Source organism: Ruegeria sp. CDSA241, assembly GCF_059611265.1.
Window position 1 is genome coordinate 59316 of the sequence record NZ_JBXWPF010000012.1, and the last position, 16428, is coordinate 75743.

Consider the following 16428-nt stretch of genomic DNA (forward strand, 5'->3'; position numbering starts at 1 on the left):
GATCCGTTATCTGAAATCATGCCGTCTCTCCGACCAGAAGTTTGTCGATGGCGGCATCGAGGTCTGGACCAAAGTCATGGGCACTGCGCAATTCGGCAAAGCCCCAGCTGCCAAATTTGCCATTGCGGTTGATCGCGGGCACCCATTTGTTAGCGATGGTGTCGGCCTTGATCATCGCATCATGGCCACGGAAACCTTTGACTTCGATGATCAGGGTTGTCGGTTCAGGTGTATCGAGCCGGATCAGAAAGTCCGGCAAATACGTCTTCGGTTCGGCCTCTAGCAAGTATGGCACTTCGAAACCAAGGTTATGGTTCTTGGCATAGGACAGAACCTTGGGGTGTTCTTCGATCCGCGCCGCAAGTTTGTCTTCCCAATCGCTGTCGGTGATGATCCAGTTCAGGTGCGATTTGTCCGGTCGCGGTGCGTAACGGGTCGCCTTGGTCGTGTTGAAATTGACGCCAAGGGTGGAGCCAACGGGATTGTAGGGATCAAGCACCGCGCGCATCAGACTGTCGCCGCCAGGTTTGTCGATCAGCGCGCCTGAAATGAGCTCGCAGACTTCATCCGCGAGTTCACGGTAGAGCAGTTGGGCGGGTACTGTGCCGCCCTTGCAGACGAGATGCCCCTCATTCAGCCACTGGTTCACGATCCGCTTAGCAGCGGGGATCAAGTGGAGGCGTGGGGCCTCGTTCGCATCGCGCAATTTTTCGAAAACCATATGTTTGGCAACGTGATAGGCGATGGTCGAATTGCGCAGGGTTTTAAGGTAGTCCATTGTCAGCGTTTCACTTTCGCCGACGATGCCTTGCATGGTTACACGCGTCGCGTTTACCTTGTCAGGATCAAGCACGTAAGGCTCGATATCTGAAAAGTCCGCCTCCAACCGATCCGGCGGTAAATCTGCGATGTAGCCTTGGACCCGTGGGAATGTGATTTCCAAGTGATCCCGTGCGGGTGAGACGGCGTGTACTTGAATGACATCTCGCGGCTTTTGTGGGGGGGCTACGCGAGGCTGGTCCGAGAAGTTCAAGCCATCAATGCCCATGATGTCAGCGTATTCAGTTCGGAACAGACCGTTCTCATCGATTTGGTAAGAGAGGCGTCTGAGCGCACGTCCGACGACCTGCTCGCAGATGAGCTGGGTTCCGAAAGCGCGCAGTCCAAGAATATGCGTGACGTTGTTGGCATCCCATCCTTCGGTCAGCATCGATACTGAGACAACACAGCGGACTTGCTCTCCTAATTTGTCCTTCTTGCCGACGGTATTCATCACCTCTCGAAGAATATCTGCTTCGTTGAGGTCTTCACCACCCAATCCGCGTTCGGCCTGCTCCCGCCGGAATGCCTCAATTTCCGAGGCATGCGCATCGCGGAAGGACTTATCGATATCTCCCCCAGCCTCAAGCGTGGCGCTGTCAATCAGAACGGACCGAGGTCGCGGCAGCCGCTCTCCATCGGATGAGAAGTTTGAAAACAGGCCACACTTGCCGTGAACTGTCTCAATCGTGCCGTCTGGGTTCTCTCGTTCATATCCGGCGATGTAGTCGCGTAGCAGCTCGGAGTTGGTTGTGTTGTTGCAAACCACGATGAAGACTGGAGGAATCCCTACATTTTCAGTCTCCCACAGCTTGTAGGTTTTTTCGTAGTGGCCATAGAGCGCGTCGATAGCGGTCTTCAGCTCGAGAGGCAGTTTTTGGGGATCCGGGGGAGTGCCCTTCGTCTTCTTGGGCATTTTCTTCCCAATTGCAGCCCAGAGATTACGGTACAAAGGCTCAGGCTTGCCGGGCACGTTGTCAGCAACCGGAACACGAGGCAGTTTAACGATCCCGCATTCAATGGCATCCATCAGTGAGAAATCTGATACCACCCAGGGAAAAAGCGTTCCTTCCACCCAACCAGATCCTGCAAGAAAGAACGGTGTCGCAGACAGATCGTACACGATTTGCAGGCCGATTTTCCGCTTCGCTGCTTCCAATCCCGATATCCAAAGTCGCGCGGCTTCCCGGTTTTCGTTGGCCTCACGAAGTTCGTCTCCCGTCAGACGTTCAGTTTCAGAAACAGCCCGTTCGCGATAGCAGTGGTGGGCCTCGTCATTGATGACGTTGATCTTCCCAATGCCCATGAGATCAGGCATCACGCGCTGCAGCATCTGACCTTCTGTTTCGAGTGTCTTGAGCTCTTCGCCGTGCCCTTCGAGTGCTGTGCGTGTGCCGGTCGCGAGCTTTACTTTCTCTCGCAACTTAAAGGCATGATAGTTTGTCAGAACGATCTTTGCCCGCTGCATATCTTGCATCATATCGGCGGGGACCAAATTGATCTTTTGGTAGTAATTCTCAGCATCATTGGGCAGCAAGACACGCAGGCGGTCCTTGATCGTGATGCCAGGCGTAACGATGAGAAAACCACGAGAGAACGTCTTTGAGTTTTCGCTGCGAACCGAATTCAATGTTTGCCATGCAATCAACATAGCCATGACCGTCGTCTTTCCCGCTCCGGTCGCCAACTTCATCGCGACCCGAAATAGGTCAGGGTTTGCTTCGGCGTTCGCTGCTTCAAGGCGGGTGCGGAAGCGTCTGCCTCGATCCTTCAATTTCGGTGCGACTTCGGCGAGCCAGATGGCGGTTTCAACAGCTTCAAGCTGGCAAAAGAACGGCCTGATGACTTGTTTTTCGTCTTTTTGGATCGCCCTCCAATGTGAAAGCAAGCGCTGCGTGACTGGCGACACCTGCCATTGGGTAGGGTTGGGTAACGCACGCCAGACATCAACTTCACGGCGCAACTCGTTTACGAATTCAGTCACGTTGTAGCTAAGGTCTTGGCCCGACAGGCCTTCGGCGCTCAGCTCCATCTCACTCTGCTTACCACCTTTCTTGCTCTTGGCAGGAGGCATGGCTGATATGAGATCGGATCGACGCCGACGCTCTATGACCTGGTCAGTGGGTCGGCCTTCTGTATCCAGCTCCCAGTGGCGTCCCGGTTCAAAATAGGGCGAATTCAAAATTGGCTTTTCAAAAAATGACATGCTCACCCTAAAACTCATTGTTTTGGGATCATTAAATCAACGAGTTCAGCCCATCACAACCTCTTTCGTTTGTTTTCAATTGCATCTACAGCCTAAAGGCGACTAACCGCAGGGACTTTTGCTTCGAAAAAGTAAGGCGCGATTTGAGGTGCCCCTAGTTTCCTAGACACCTGCCTTTTCCAGTTTGCGCTGTCTGTTCTTATAGTCAACGGGCGACAGTATGCCGTTGTTGGTGTGCTTGCGTTCCGGATTGAGGAACCCGCTTCGGCAGCGATGACAACGTCTGCTTTCGGGAAGCTGCGCTGCGGCATCACTTGTCACGACGAGAGTCCGGTTTGGGCCGGTCTTCATCCAAGTGAAATGCGCCCGACCTCCGAATGTTGTATTGCCCCCACACGCCTCAGCCCAATTCAGTCATCCATCGTTGCTTGAGCACGACAATAAATTGCGCATTTGACAACAAGTATTTGCGGCCCACATGCTGAAACGTGAAAATCGAGGTGGAACGACCAAAGGTAATTTCATGTTTAGATCATCAACCCGAAGTGAAGCAGAAAGCTTGTTAAGCGGACTTGCTCTAGGATTTTCTGCCGACCCATTCATGCGCTGGTTGTATCCTGAACCTGCCGATTTCCTTACCCACTTCCCGCGAGTAATGGACTTCTTTGGAGGGCGTGCATTTGAACAGGGCAGCGCGTTTCGAAACGATGATTTTACTGCTGGCGCACTTTGGCTTCCGCCAAGCATTCACCCTGACGAAGAACGGCTTGTCGCCTGTTTTGAGCAGACGGTCTCATCAGAAAAGCATGATGCGTTGTTCGAAACCTTCGGGCAGATGGACAATTATCATCCCGATGAGGACTGCTGGCATTTAGCTTTTATTGCGGTCGATCCAATTCGCCAAGGAAAAGGGTTGGGGTCCGCGTTGCTTGAATGCTGCCTCAAACGTTGTGACGAAGATGGAAGACCTGCTTACTTAGAGTCGACAAACCCTACAAATCTATCGCTGTATAAGCGCTATGGTTTCCAAGAGATGGGTCTAATCAAAGCCGACCAAGCCCCACCCCTGTTTCCGATGTTTCGAGCCGCCCAATAGCGGTAGATCAAACGGCTGCATTGTCCGCAACCTGTGAGTTTGTGCAGCGCCAAAATTTGCACTTGCAGCGAATGACCGGAACGCGGGCGAGGTCGCAGTGTCTCGACCAACCGGTGAAAGGCAGCTGTGTGGCCGTGTGCAGCGTGGGTTCAGGGTCGCTTTGGTTGGGATGCTGCGCTGCCTCCGAGGTCGGCTGTGAGCCCTGAGCTTTGGATGCAGCGATCCTGAAGAAGGTGTGCGAGTTCGTCAGGGTTGCCCCTCGGTTTTCTAGTTCATGCAGGCTCTCCGGGTGCAATATGGCAATTGCGGTGGTCGAGCGTGATCAAGGGCCATCCGCGCTATCTGTTCGATGCAACGCGTGCGTTTCGATATTCGGAAGGGGATTGTCGGTGCCTTTCTCGAAACGCACGGTTGAAAGGTCCGAGGGAGGCGAACCCGACGTCGTAAGCGATGGACAAGACCGGTGTGTCGGCTTGCGCGGGATCGGATAGCACTTCGCAGGCCGCCACGATCCGGCGTTCATTTATGAATTGGGCAAAGTTGCGATACCTGAGCCCGTTATTGATCGCGCGGCGAACCCTGTGATCAGGCGCATCCACGGCATCGGCGAGTTGCGCAATCGTCAGCCCTTCCTTGCGCCAGATGCCTTCAGCCATCGCCGCCTCGACCCGGAGCAGCACGGCAGCATCGGCGTCTGACAGAGCCGGTTCGGAGCGCGGTCGAGATTTTTCCCCTGTGGGCCAGAGATCGGGCGCAACCCGCGCGCCCCAAATCAGAAAGAGCAGCGTCAGGAACAAAAAGCCCGCAGCATGAAGTGGATAGATAAAACGCGGCAGATCGGCATCGAGCTTCAACAATTCCACCACCGAGATCCCCAGACCGGTCAAGGCCATGAGCGCCACGAACCCCCTGCGGAAGCGGCGGCGTGTTTCGACCAGATCGCCCGAGGCGGAGGACAAGACGATATAGAGCAACCCGGCATAGAGCAAAACGACAAGGATGCCGCGGAGGGTCGTCAAGACCGGCAAGTACGGAGCCAGCCATGCCGCCGCGATAACGAGGCCCGCCAGGACTCCATGCAGGGGCCGGTAGACCGGGCGGTCGAGAAAGATTTCGGCTCCGGCCCATATGGCAAAAACCGGAGCCATGCCGGCAAGGAGGACGAGACCGGCTTCGGCCCAGGTTCCGGCAATCCCCAGATTCGGCGACGACACGAGCAAATAGGCGCAAAGACCAATGCACAGGCTCGGCACTGACAAGCCGCGCGCACCCGGTGCGCGGTCGGCCAGAAAGATCAGCGCGCATGCGGCTAATGCGGTTACCGCGCCGCCCCGCAACAAGAGATCCATTCTGACAGCCAAGTCTTCCATGGACAGAGCGAAGCCCAAACCAAAGCAACGGTCAACCAGGGCAGGTGCGCCGATTCCGGAGAAGCGGCGCCGATTCCTCAAATCCCGCGGCACATTTCAAATCCGGCGCGCCGCGCAATGCGCCTTCGCCTTATGTGGTCAGGAACACTCGCAACCAGGAGACCATGATGACCGAACAATGTTTTACCAGCCATCTCGCCGAGATATTCTCAGGCGTTCTTGTCGCGGATTTTCTGCGATACGCGGTCGGTGCAGGCGGTGTCTATCTGATCGTGAACTTACTGTTGGCCGTTCGTCTCCGCGCGCGGAAAATCCGGGCCGACGACCCGCCGCAAGGGCAGATCCGTCGCGAAATCCTGGCGAGCCTGCGCACCGTGCTTGTCTTTGCGCTGAATGGCACGCTGATCGTCCTTGGCGCGGAGATGGGGATCATCCCGATCTATACCGATGCCGCCGATTACGGTTGGATCTACCTGATCTTCAGCATTGCGATTCTGATCGTTGTCCACGACACCTGGTTTTACTGGTCCCACCGGTTGTTGCATTATTCGCCATTGTTCCGGCGCTTTCACCGCCTGCATCACCGGTCGCACAACCCGACCCCCTTCACGTCCTATAGTTTCGACCTGGGCGAGGCGGTTGCCAATGCGGTCTACCTGCCGCTGATCCTGCTGATCCTGCCGGCGCATCCGGCGGCAATTCTTGTTTTCGTCACGCACATGATGCTCAGAAACGCGGTCGGGCATTCCGGCTACGAAATCTTTCCGGCCGATCGCGACGGCAAACCGCTTTTTGACTGGATGACGACGGTGACACATCACGATCTGCACCATGCCCATGCCGGGTACAACCTCGGCCTCTATTTCACCTGGTGGGACCGGCTGATGGGCACCGAGTATCCTGACTATCACGAAACCTTCCGCAGGGTTGCCAGACATGACCTGCGGCGGCCCGTTCGCGAACCTCGACGCATCAAGGAAATCGCCCGGTGAGACCCAATTTTGGAGTGATTGACATGAAGAAGCCCGAATTCATCGCCCGCCAGAGCCGCCGTCCCACGGGCCTGCTCGGTGCAATCGTCGCCCGCATCATGGCCAGAGAAACGCGCCCCGAAAACCTACATGCCCTGCGCCTGCTTGATCTTGTGGACGGTGACAGCCTGATCGATGTCGGCTGCGGTCATGGCGAAACGCTGTTCGAAGCGGATTCGATGGTGCAACTTTCAGGAAGTGCCGGCGTGGACTTTTCCGAAGCCATGTTAAGCCGCGCGCGCACCAGGAACCTGGAAGCGGTCCGGGACATGCGGTTGACGTTGCGATGTGCGGACACGGTCGCACTGCCATTTCCAGACCAGCATTTTAGCAAAGCCCTTTCCGTGCATACGATTTACTTCTGGTCGGACCCAGCGGCGCACCTTGCCGAAGCGTTCCGTGTGCTACGAGCAGGCGGGCGGTTCGTTCTGTGTTACCGATCGACGGAAGACAGCCGGGCGGTGAGCGAGTTTCCAAACACCGTCTACCGTTTCCCGCAAGTCTGTGAGGTTGAAATGATGCTGTCCCAAATCGGGTTTTCCAGGCTCGAAACACGCTCTGAAGACATCTCAGGGCGTTTGACGCATTGGAGCATTGCGATGAAGCCCAAGGCGAAAGACTGCAAAGCAGGGTAACGCCGACAAGTAAGTCTGAGCATCAAACGGCGCCTCTGTCCGCGTAGTGTGAGTTCAATTGGGTTTGGATTTGGCGGCCGCAGCGAATGGCGGCCAATCGGGCTGCGATCGCAGCATCTTGACCGGTTGGTGAACGGCAGGAATGGGCCGTCCTTTCGAACGGCCCTTTAGTCTAGATTTCAATGGCTTCGGCAATGGCCAATGCATCCTCAAGTTCGACACCAAGGTATCGGACCGTGCTGTCCATCTTCGTGTGACCGAGTAGGAGCTGAACAGCTCGGAGGTTGCCTGTCTTCTTGTAGATCTGCGTGACTTTAGTTCTCCGCATTGAATGGGTGCCATACGCGCTCGCCTCAAGACCGATCGATGTGACCCAATCTCGGACGATCCGTGCATATTGGCGGGTCGAAATGTGCAGGCGTTCATGAAAGCGCCCGGGCCAAAGGTACTCGGAACCGACCATCAGTTCGTCCTCCATCCACTTTTCGACAGACGCGCGCGTTCCTTCGGATATCTCGAAGCGCACAGGTTTTTGCGTCTTGCTTTGAAGGACTGAGGCTCGTTCTTTGATTTGGCCTGAAGCCATGACATCGACCACTTTCATCTTCACCAGATCACAGCCGCGGAGCTTGCTGTCGATCGCCATGTTGAACAGGGCGAGATCGCGGCGGTTCTCGGCCAATTCAAGTCGAACCCGTATCGCCCAGACGTGTTTTGGTTTCAGTGGTCGCTTCTGGCCGACGATACGCCCTTTGTTCCAGGCAGGGCGAAGTGCGCGAATGGCTGGTAGGTTTGGTGTTTCCATGACTGATCCTCCGATCCGCCATGCCCTCCCAAAACGACAACCCGACGTTGACCGGAGCATTTTATCACGACACGCTGCGCTGCCTCCGAGGTCCGCTCTGAGCCCAAAGCTACTAATGCTGCAGTATCGATGAATGCCTGGGTTTGTGAGGTGGCGATGCGCTAACCGATAGATGTGGCCCTGAATCCCAGCCAGTATTTAGCTTTCAAAATGATCCGTGCTCGCATTCAAAAAACTGAGCGTGGCGTCCAAAAACGCGTCCCAATCTAGGCTGTTGGGCATAGGAACGTGATTTGCGGAGTCCAAAACAAGCAATTCAGAGTCGACTATGCCCGCCGCCAATTTGCGTGCTTGGGAAAGCGGGTGGATCGAGTCGTCACGTGCATGCACGATCAGCGTCGGGCATTGTACCTTTGGTAACAGCTCGACAACTGATGCGTCGTTATGAGACTCGCGCATACGGAGTATATTTTCCGCCGGGCATGACTTGTGCATTATCTCGACAATGTCCTTGGCCAGATCCAACGGGCCCTCCGGGAAATAGAGCAACGAATATGCCAGCAAAAAGCTGCTTTCAGGTTTGTCCCAAGCTTCGGAAATCATACCGAACATTTCTTGGGTGCCCGTGGTATCCTTCCGCACATTCCGCCCCTCAGCATAGCCACCATTCAAGACCATGGACACAACTCGGTCCGGATAGTGTGCGGCCAGATATGCGGCTGATAGCGCTGATCCCGACTGGCAAAACAAGCCGAACTGGTCGATCCCCAAGGCATCTGCAACACAAAGCAGGTCAAGTGCGATGGCCTCGACTCCAGCGGAATTCATATCTAAATCAGAATGACCACTGCCAATTTCGTCGAAGCGCACCAGCGTGTTCTTTGAACATATTGCGTCAAACAACGGGCGGAAAAATGGGGAACTCCAGTCAGCCTCAATGCTGGTCCCGCCAAATGTTGTGTATATAATCGGTGGTCCATCGCCCGCCACGGTATAGGCAAGCGACTTACCTTCGCGGTTTTTTGTGAATTGAAGCCTTGGCGAAAGCGCTCTTGGTGACGCGGGACTTGCGGCTTCAACAATCTCCACGTCGGCACAACACAAGAAGCCACGCCGCGCAACCGTTCGGATTATCGCTTGAGACTCACCGTTGTCTCCTACCGCGCGTCGGACCGCTGCAACGCAGGCGCTGATAGCAGAATCTGAGACTATGCGCCCTTGCCAAACGAGGTCGATCAATGTGTCACGGCTGATCAACTCGCCTGCGTTCTTCACCAAAATCAGCAAGAGATCGAACACCTTTGGCTCAATCGAAACCAGGGTCCCCGAACGCATCAGGCTATGCTGGTCGGGGTCAAGGACATAGTCGTCAAACTTGTACTTTCGCGCAATGCGCACCCTGTCTTTTTTTTCCGATGGATCAATCACAGGAAAATCCTATGAGTTTCTTCATGTGTTCCTCAAGCAAAAACCTACTGGGCTTGCAACATTCCTGAGACAACAGTGAATATAGAGGTTGCAAAGATGGACAGCACAAAAATAGCGCAATTAGCGCAAAGTTATACAAATGCGTGGAACTCGAAATCTGCTGAGGCAGTTGCCTCATTTTACGCGCGGGATGGCGACATCGTGATCAACTGTGGAGAGCCGTGGTCTGGTCGAAATCGAGTGCAAGAAATGGCCGATGGTTTTTTCACGGATGTGCCGGACTTGACGCTCACATGCGATGACGTGCGCGTTTCTGGAAAACACGCACTCTTTTCGTGGACCTTCACCGGGCATGATGCAGCCACAGGTAACCCTCTCAAAATCCATGGTTGGGAAGAATGGGATTTGAATCGCGACTTGGAGGTTCAGTCTTCACGCGGGTGGTTTGATGCCGAAGCGTATGCTCATCAAGCAGGGAACGGATAGCGGCAAGGGCAAAGCGGACATTGCTGAGTTTGGCGCAAAGGTCCGCTAAGTCCGCACTCCCGAAGTCGGGTCACGCTACAATCTCGTGGGCGCAGCGAATGGCCGGTTCGGTGAAGCTGCACTGCGGCGTAGTCTGACACGATAAATGTCTGGTATGGGCCGGATTATCATGCCGCTTTAGAAAATGCGTGAAATCTGGGCAAAGGCCGGTCAGGGCTCTTACCACCAGTTGAAGCGTTCCGCAGAGAATGGCAGGAGTGAGTCCAACCTGTAAATTCGAATTTCTCGCTGCGTGCGCACGCAGCACCAGAAATGCAGCATGCACGTGAATTTCGGTGCCACCGCGTAGCGGAAGGACCGGTCATTCATGTTGACCGCAGCGAGGATCAGACGCCGAATTCACCAGGAGCGGACAAATCTGCCATTCGGCCTCGCGGTCCGAACGGCAGGTTTGTATTCCAAGCAAGTTTTCTTAGCTCATAGCGTTATACGTAATCAGGCGCATCCAACGTTTCGCCGTTCATATTGCCTTCGATGGCAGCAACGTAGGCCTTTGCAGTGTCTGCCGCCGATAAGCCCGTGCTTGAATCCATACCCATCATCTCCATCGTTTCTTTGACGAAGACGGGGCTGACGGTGTTTACGGGACCCATTCGCTGCGCCGGACCAAGGCAGCCGAGATTTATCGAAAGACCGGCAACCTCCGCGCCGTGCAGCTTTTGCTCGGACACACGAAAGTCGATAGCACAGTGCGATACCTTGGGGTTGAACTGGAAGATGCGCTGAGTATTGCAGAGCGGATCGACATCTGAACTATGTCGGCGGGCGGCACCTGCCGTTCGCTGATTCAGAACGGACCTATGACCTCCCGGCGACGAAAGAGGAATGAGAGCCCATTTTGACGGATACTGCACATCGAACGAATGACGGCTTACACAAGCTCAAGAAACAGTTGCATAATAGGTTTCAGGCAACCGCAATAATGTTCGGATAATTGTCGACTACTTGAGAAGCTCAAATAGACTTGTGAAAGGGTCAACACTATACACCAAATAGCCCGACATAGTTCAGCTTGGAGCCGATTTCTGCGGCACCGCTCTCGGTGCCGCAGTGCTCTTTAGATCTAGAATGACCAGCGAAGTCCGGCGCGCAGGAATGGCCCCTGAGCGTCGCTGCCGATTTCCTGTTCCGCCGTCAGTTCAAGCCGCATGTCCTGAATGAGATCTTGCTCGTATCCGACCACGACACTGGCGCCGGTAAAGTCGGTTGACGCAAAGGCCAGAGACTCGGTCTGAGAGAAGACGGTTACGTCGCCCTCGGAACTGCCTAGGTCGCGCCGCAACACGCCGCCAAGCTGACCGCTGAGAACACCGCCGTTTTCAAGGTCCTTTGATGCCTCAACCCCCAAACGGGCCTCGACAACTTCGGTGGTGATATCGCCGACGGTGGCATTCGCAGATGACCCCGTCTCGGTATAGCCGTCATCCTTTTGGTTGGTGTAACGGGCGCTGGCAAAACCAAGCAAACCGAAATCGTCACTGAGGTCGAATGCACGCTCGACCCCGATGTTCGCGGTCAACAGCCTGCTGTTATAATCGGCCTTAGCGTCAGAGCTGCCCGAGATCGACCGGCTACGATCAGTCGTGAGCCAACCAATGCCAAATCCGGCATCCAGCGTGTAGGCACCAAACTGGCGACCCACTGCGGCATCAAGATAGAAGCCATTTGTGTCAAAGTCGGTGGTGCTGTTGTCACCATCCGACGCGAACACACCCATGGCAACAGCCAGAGACACTCCGTTATCCATCTGCCCCGTATACCCGGCGCTTCCGCTGAACATCGTCACGTCCGTGTCATCGTTCGAGCCGGACTCGAACTCTCGATACTGGGCGTCGATCATTGCGAAGGGCCGGAAACCAGCGAAGGTTGCGCCCTGCGCGACCTGCGGTCCCTGACCATAGCTAAGCGCATTGCCACTGCCGCCGACAATGCTGCCGAAGAAGGCCGCGACATCGCCCGATGGTGCAATGTCATTGCCGTCGACCACAGAATAGATCGGGGCAGCGCCGCCCTTGTCCTGCACGAACCAAGCGGATTGCCCGTCAGACACGGTGGTCTTGAAGGTACCCGTACCCGGCGCGGCATCTTCGAACGCAAACACGCCACTGCCGCCTTTGGCTTCTAGGTTCACGTCATGGTCCTGAACGCGGATCAGACCCTCAACGTCGTCCATTGTATCGACATTCAGCGTCCCCGTGCCGGTTCCTAGATAGACGGCGTAGACCTCATCATTCCCCGAAACCCTGATGGTCCCCAGATCATGAATCGTTCCGTCGAAATTGTCGAACTGAATACCGGCTGCACGGGTGCCGGAACTGCCGGTCGCGTGCACGGTAATCGGGCCCGTGTTCGAGAACGTTCCCTGCATGTCGCCGGCGTACACGCCGAATGCCTCAGATGCGCTTGGCGGTGGCCCACCATTCTCTTGCGCACCGTTGGCGGTGACGGTGATGCTTCCGGTGTTCTTGATGTCACCGGTTACGATTTCATCAACATAAATCCCATAGGCCTCGGCAGAGGTGTCATGCGAAATCGCAGTCGCTGTAATCTCGCCCGTGTTTGCCAGAGAGCCGCTTAGGTTATCGGTCAGGTAAATCCCCGAGGCTTCTGCAGAATCTTCGGCAGCTTCTGCGAAAAGCGTCATAGTGCCCGAGTTGCGAATTGTACCGGAAACGTCATCCCCGGCATAAATGCCCGTCGCGGTCGCCTCGTCCGCGGTGTTGAGAGACAAAGCCGTGGCCGTAATCGTGCCCGAGTTTACCACGATCCCGTCAACAAGGTCCTCAAGGTAAAGCCCGCCCGCATATGCAACGTCATCGGTATCCGCGCTGGCAAAGGCCTCAATTGTACCGCTGTTATGTACGGACGCGCCGGACAATACGTCATCATCGACGTAAATGCCGAAAGCAGAAGCGTCGGATTCAACACCGATTGCGGTTACCTCGATAGAACCGCTGTTATCGATCTGACCGGACAGGTCACGATCGACCAAAATTCCATAGGCAATCGCCTCATAGGTCGAAGGGGCAGAGGCCAATACTTCCAATGTGCCGGTATTGCGGATCACACCGTGCGCATTGCCATTGACTTCGATCCCATAGGCAGACGCGGTACTGTCACTGGTCGATATGGCAACCGATTTGATTGTTCCCGAGTTCACGATCTGACCGGTTTCTTCCAGGTCACTTTGCACGTAAATGCCCCAGGCATAGGCATAATCATCGGCGAATGATCTGGCGCGGACATCAATCGTGCCGCTGTTTCTGATCACACCCGCGACGTCGCGGTCGACCGCAATACCGTAGATTGATGCGGTGCTTCCGTCGGTGATCAGCCCATCAACCTTGATCGTCCCGGTGTTGACGATCTTACCTGTTTCAGAAACGTCACCGTCAACGTAGATACCCCAGGCCTCGATATCGCCATCCGTGGACAACACGTCGACATCAATCGTTCCGGTGTTTTGGATTACCCCGTCGGCGTCACCGTTCACCAGCAAGCCATAGATATCCTGAGGATCAGACCCGGTGACATCTACAGAAATGGTGCCATTGTTCATCAAAGCACCGGATTGCTGCAAATTTCCGTCCAGCAAAAGTGCCGTCGCAGTATCGGTATCCGTTGCCGTGACCGAAATCGAGCCGTTATTCGTAAATGTGCTCGAATAATCTGTCGTGATCGTCAAAGCTGCAGCGGTGGAAGAAGTTATCTCGATCGCGCCGCTTGCCGTTACTTTGTGATCCGCATCGGTCGAGAAAACCTGAGGTGTCGTCACCACATTCGAGATCGTATCCGCATGTACGTCCCCGGCCATCAGGGCAACCATTGATACTTGCGCCAGCAACGCAGCTGGAGCCGCGCTGACAATTTGGCCTTTCCACTTGAAAATACGCCCCCCACGGAGCTTGGGGGCGTTCGCCCTCGACCCATTATTAGACATTTACTATCCCGTTAGATTATCTTGTTTTTTTCTCGAAACTCGTCGCGTTTTTGCAATCGGCTCCGCTTACGAACCGTTAATAAATCGTTAACATGTATGCAATCTACCAATTTTCCATTGCACAGGATGACCTATTGCTGTTGGAAATTCGTAGGAAAACTGCAACACAATGTGGCGACTTGACGGCGCTTGAGATCAGGCTGTCGTCATGCGCCAGCCCGGAGCTACTTGAATGCCTAAAAACCAGACATTATCCATCGGTGAGGCCTACAACCAAGGAGTTCAGGCCTACGATACAGGGCATTTGAATAAAGCTGTCAATGTTCTGAACCAAGTGCTCAAGGCTGCGCCCGAATACGCGCCAGCGCATCAACTGCTTGGCGTAATTGCGTTTCAAACCGGTCAAAGCGGGCCAGCTGAAAATGCTATGCGCGAAGCGATCCGATTACAGCCGGACAATGCTGGGTTCCTGTCGAACTTCACCGAGGTGTTACGCACGAACGGAAAACCTGAAGAAGCGATCAGGGTTGGCAAACGTGCAGTCCAGCTTGCTCCGGGGGTTGCAAATGGGCATTCAAACCTTGGGCTTGCCTATTACGATATAGGTGATTTATCCGAAGCCGAGGCATCTCAGAAGAGAGCGCTGGCCCTTAATCCAGATCTGATTGCTGCGCTGAATAATCTTGGATCAATCGCGCGCGACAACGAGGACAGGGAAGGGGCAATCTCGTTCTATCGTAGGGTGCTAGATTTGCGCCCGGACTATCTCGAGAGTGTCAACAATCTCATTTCTGTAATGATAGAAGCTGAGGAGCTAGAAGAAGCCAGAGATTTTGCAGATGACTGTCTTGGCAAGGGGCATATTTCCGCAGAGTTGCACCGCAATCGGGGACGGTTACACGTTTTGCAGAGCGAATGGGACGAAGCCGAACGCTGTTTTCGAAATGCGATTTCGCTAGATGAAAAAAAGCCCGAAGCTTATGTCGGGCTTGCGCAGGTCCTGATCGAGAAAAACCTGCATGAACTTGCCCTTGTCGAGGCAGAAAAAGCGCAGCACATAGACCCCGGCCACGCGCCTGCATACCACTATATAGCCGTTTGCAAATCGCACCTTGGCGACCTCGAGGCCGGTTTTGCCAACTACGAGAAGACCCTTGAGCTAAAACCGGAATTCTCGGCCACAATGATCGCATTGGGCCATCTGGAGATGGAGCAGGGCAATTTTGACGCTGCCCGCAGCTGGTTCAACAAGGCCGCAGAAAGGGACAAGGCGCGTTTGAATGCGCAGATCGCGTTGGTTAAGTTGGATAAAGTTACCGAAGACAACCTTGATTTTCAGGGTCTTGTGGCTGCGTTGCCTGAAGCCGACAAGATGCTTCCTGAACAATCGGTATCGTATCACTACGCATTGGGAAAATGTTATGAGGACCTCAAGCGCTACGACAGCGCTTTTGAGCATTTTGCAAAAGGGGCTGCAATAAAGCGCAGCATTATCGATTTTGATGCCGACCAAATCGAGGAAACGGCAGACGACCTGATCACGGCCTTTACACCGGAACTGCTCGAAAAACTTCACCAGAGCTCTGTGGACAGCAGCCAGCCAATTTTTGTTGTTGGCATGCCGCGGTCTGGAACGACGTTGACGGAGTCGATCCTCGCCAGCCATCCAGACGTATTCGGAGCCGGAGAGCTTAACTATTTGCACAAACTTTTCACCGATCAACTGCGCGGTGGAAACAAGAAAACTGGAAGTCTGATTGCGGCTCTCTCGGATCAGGAGCTTTCAAAACGCGCCCAACGATATGTCCAGCGGCTCGATGCGCACGCTCCTGGTAAACCTTATATCGTTGATAAGATGCCTGCGAACTTTCTGATGGTTGGCCTAATTCATGCGATCATGCCCAATGCGCGGATCGTGCATGTCGCGCGCAATCCGCTAGATACGTGTCTGTCCTGCTTCACCCGAGTGTTTCAGCGCAGTCAGCTCCACAGCTACGACCAGATCGAATTGGGTCGATACTTTAATGCCTATGTGCGCGTTATGCAGCATTGGCAGGAAGTTCTCCCCGCCGGCAGCTTTCACACCATTCACTATGAGAGCCTTATCGATGATATCGAGTTCGAAGCGCGACGCTTGATAGCATATTGTGGCCTCGAGTGGGATAATCGTTGTCTCGAGTTTTACAAAGGGGCACGACGTGTCCGCACTGCAAGTGTTCATCAAGTGCGCCAGCCATTATACAGCTCGTCAAAGGAGAAATGGCGAAACTACGAATCTCACTTAGCACCGCTTATCGAGACAATCGGAGAAGCAAAGATTCCGTTTTGATGATCTTTGGATGGATATTGGTTCTAAAAGGTGTCGGATCTACTAAGGCGTGCTGTTATTGAGGCAAATTCCTTTGAGCCGCACATGAAATTGAGTGCAAGCAATCGAACTTTGTTCATCCAGCCACAAGCGACGGAGAGCCAGCAAACCTAGCTTCTAACACCAAATTTTTGGCCGCATCTTTTCTCTTGGTTAGAAAAAGCATTCATTCGAGTCAAAATCA

The 16428-nt window shown here is 54.5% G+C and carries 10 protein-coding genes and 1 pseudogene; 6 read left to right on the top strand and 5 right to left on the bottom strand.

Annotated elements, in window-relative coordinates; translation table 11 throughout:
- Window positions 1-16 precede the first annotated feature (16 nt).
- Window positions 17-3025 (bottom strand): BPTD_3080 family restriction endonuclease, encoded by a 3009-nt coding sequence (locus AC2FJV_RS12400; protein ID WP_496713839.1) that lies wholly within the window; start codon window positions 3023-3025, stop codon window positions 17-19.
- Window positions 3026-3503: 478 nt separating this feature from the next.
- Here AC2FJV_RS12400 and AC2FJV_RS12405 point away from each other — a divergent pair, with 478 nt between their 5' ends.
- Window positions 3504-4121 (top strand): GNAT family N-acetyltransferase, encoded by a 618-nt coding sequence (locus AC2FJV_RS12405; protein WP_480596544.1) that lies wholly within the window; start codon window positions 3504-3506, stop codon window positions 4119-4121.
- A gap of 338 nt (window positions 4122-4459) precedes the next feature.
- Here the strand turns inward: AC2FJV_RS12405 and AC2FJV_RS12410 are convergent, their stop codons facing one another.
- Window positions 4460-5491, bottom strand: a complete 1032-nt coding sequence (locus tag AC2FJV_RS12410) for a helix-turn-helix transcriptional regulator (protein ID WP_496713840.1) — start codon at window positions 5489-5491, stop codon at window positions 4460-4462.
- 167 nt (window positions 5492-5658) lie between these two features.
- Here AC2FJV_RS12410 and AC2FJV_RS12415 point away from each other — a divergent pair, with 167 nt between their 5' ends.
- Window positions 5659-6483: a sterol desaturase family protein gene (locus AC2FJV_RS12415; protein ID WP_496704116.1), complete on the top strand. Its 825-nt coding sequence runs from the start codon at window positions 5659-5661 to the stop codon at window positions 6481-6483.
- Between the two features lie 23 nt (window positions 6484-6506).
- On the top strand, window positions 6507-7157 hold the full coding sequence (locus tag AC2FJV_RS12420; protein ID WP_496704115.1) for a class I SAM-dependent methyltransferase: 651 nt from the start codon (window positions 6507-6509) through the stop codon (window positions 7155-7157).
- Window positions 7158-7329: 172 nt separating this feature from the next.
- On the opposite strand, the gene AC2FJV_RS12425 is transcribed toward AC2FJV_RS12420, so the two are convergent.
- Together AC2FJV_RS12425 and AC2FJV_RS12430 are read right to left on the bottom strand one after the other, a co-directional pair.
- Window positions 7330-7962 carry a tyrosine-type recombinase/integrase gene (locus AC2FJV_RS12425; protein ID WP_281974001.1) on the bottom strand — a complete coding sequence of 211 codons (633 nt, stop codon included), beginning with the start codon at window positions 7960-7962 and terminating at the stop codon, window positions 7330-7332.
- Between the two features lie 198 nt (window positions 7963-8160).
- The gene (locus AC2FJV_RS12430; protein WP_496713841.1) at window positions 8161-9390 is read right to left on the bottom strand and encodes an alpha/beta hydrolase; all 1230 of its coding nucleotides are present in this window, start codon (window positions 9388-9390) and stop codon (window positions 8161-8163) included.
- A 96-nt stretch (window positions 9391-9486) separates the two neighbouring features.
- On the opposite strand from AC2FJV_RS12430, the gene AC2FJV_RS12435 reads away from it, so the two are divergent.
- Together AC2FJV_RS12435 and AC2FJV_RS12440 are read left to right on the top strand one after the other, a co-directional pair.
- A complete protein-coding gene (locus tag AC2FJV_RS12435) occupies window positions 9487-9876 on the top strand; it encodes a nuclear transport factor 2 family protein (protein ID WP_299355936.1) in 390 nt (129 codons plus the stop codon).
- 641 nt (window positions 9877-10517) lie between these two features.
- Window positions 10518-10688, top strand: a pseudogene (locus AC2FJV_RS12440) (tyrosine-type recombinase/integrase); the annotation flags it as partial.
- A gap of 311 nt (window positions 10689-10999) precedes the next feature.
- Here AC2FJV_RS12440 and AC2FJV_RS12445 read toward each other — a convergent pair.
- Window positions 11000-13762 carry an autotransporter family protein gene (locus AC2FJV_RS12445; RefSeq protein ID WP_496713842.1) on the bottom strand — a complete coding sequence of 921 codons (2763 nt, stop codon included), beginning with the start codon at window positions 13760-13762 and terminating at the stop codon, window positions 11000-11002.
- 346 nt (window positions 13763-14108) lie between these two features.
- On the opposite strand from AC2FJV_RS12445, the gene AC2FJV_RS12450 reads away from it, so the two are divergent.
- Window positions 14109-16205 (top strand): tetratricopeptide repeat-containing sulfotransferase family protein, encoded by a 2097-nt coding sequence (locus AC2FJV_RS12450; protein ID WP_496713843.1) that lies wholly within the window; start codon window positions 14109-14111, stop codon window positions 16203-16205.
- Window positions 16206-16428: the final 223 nt, after the last annotated feature.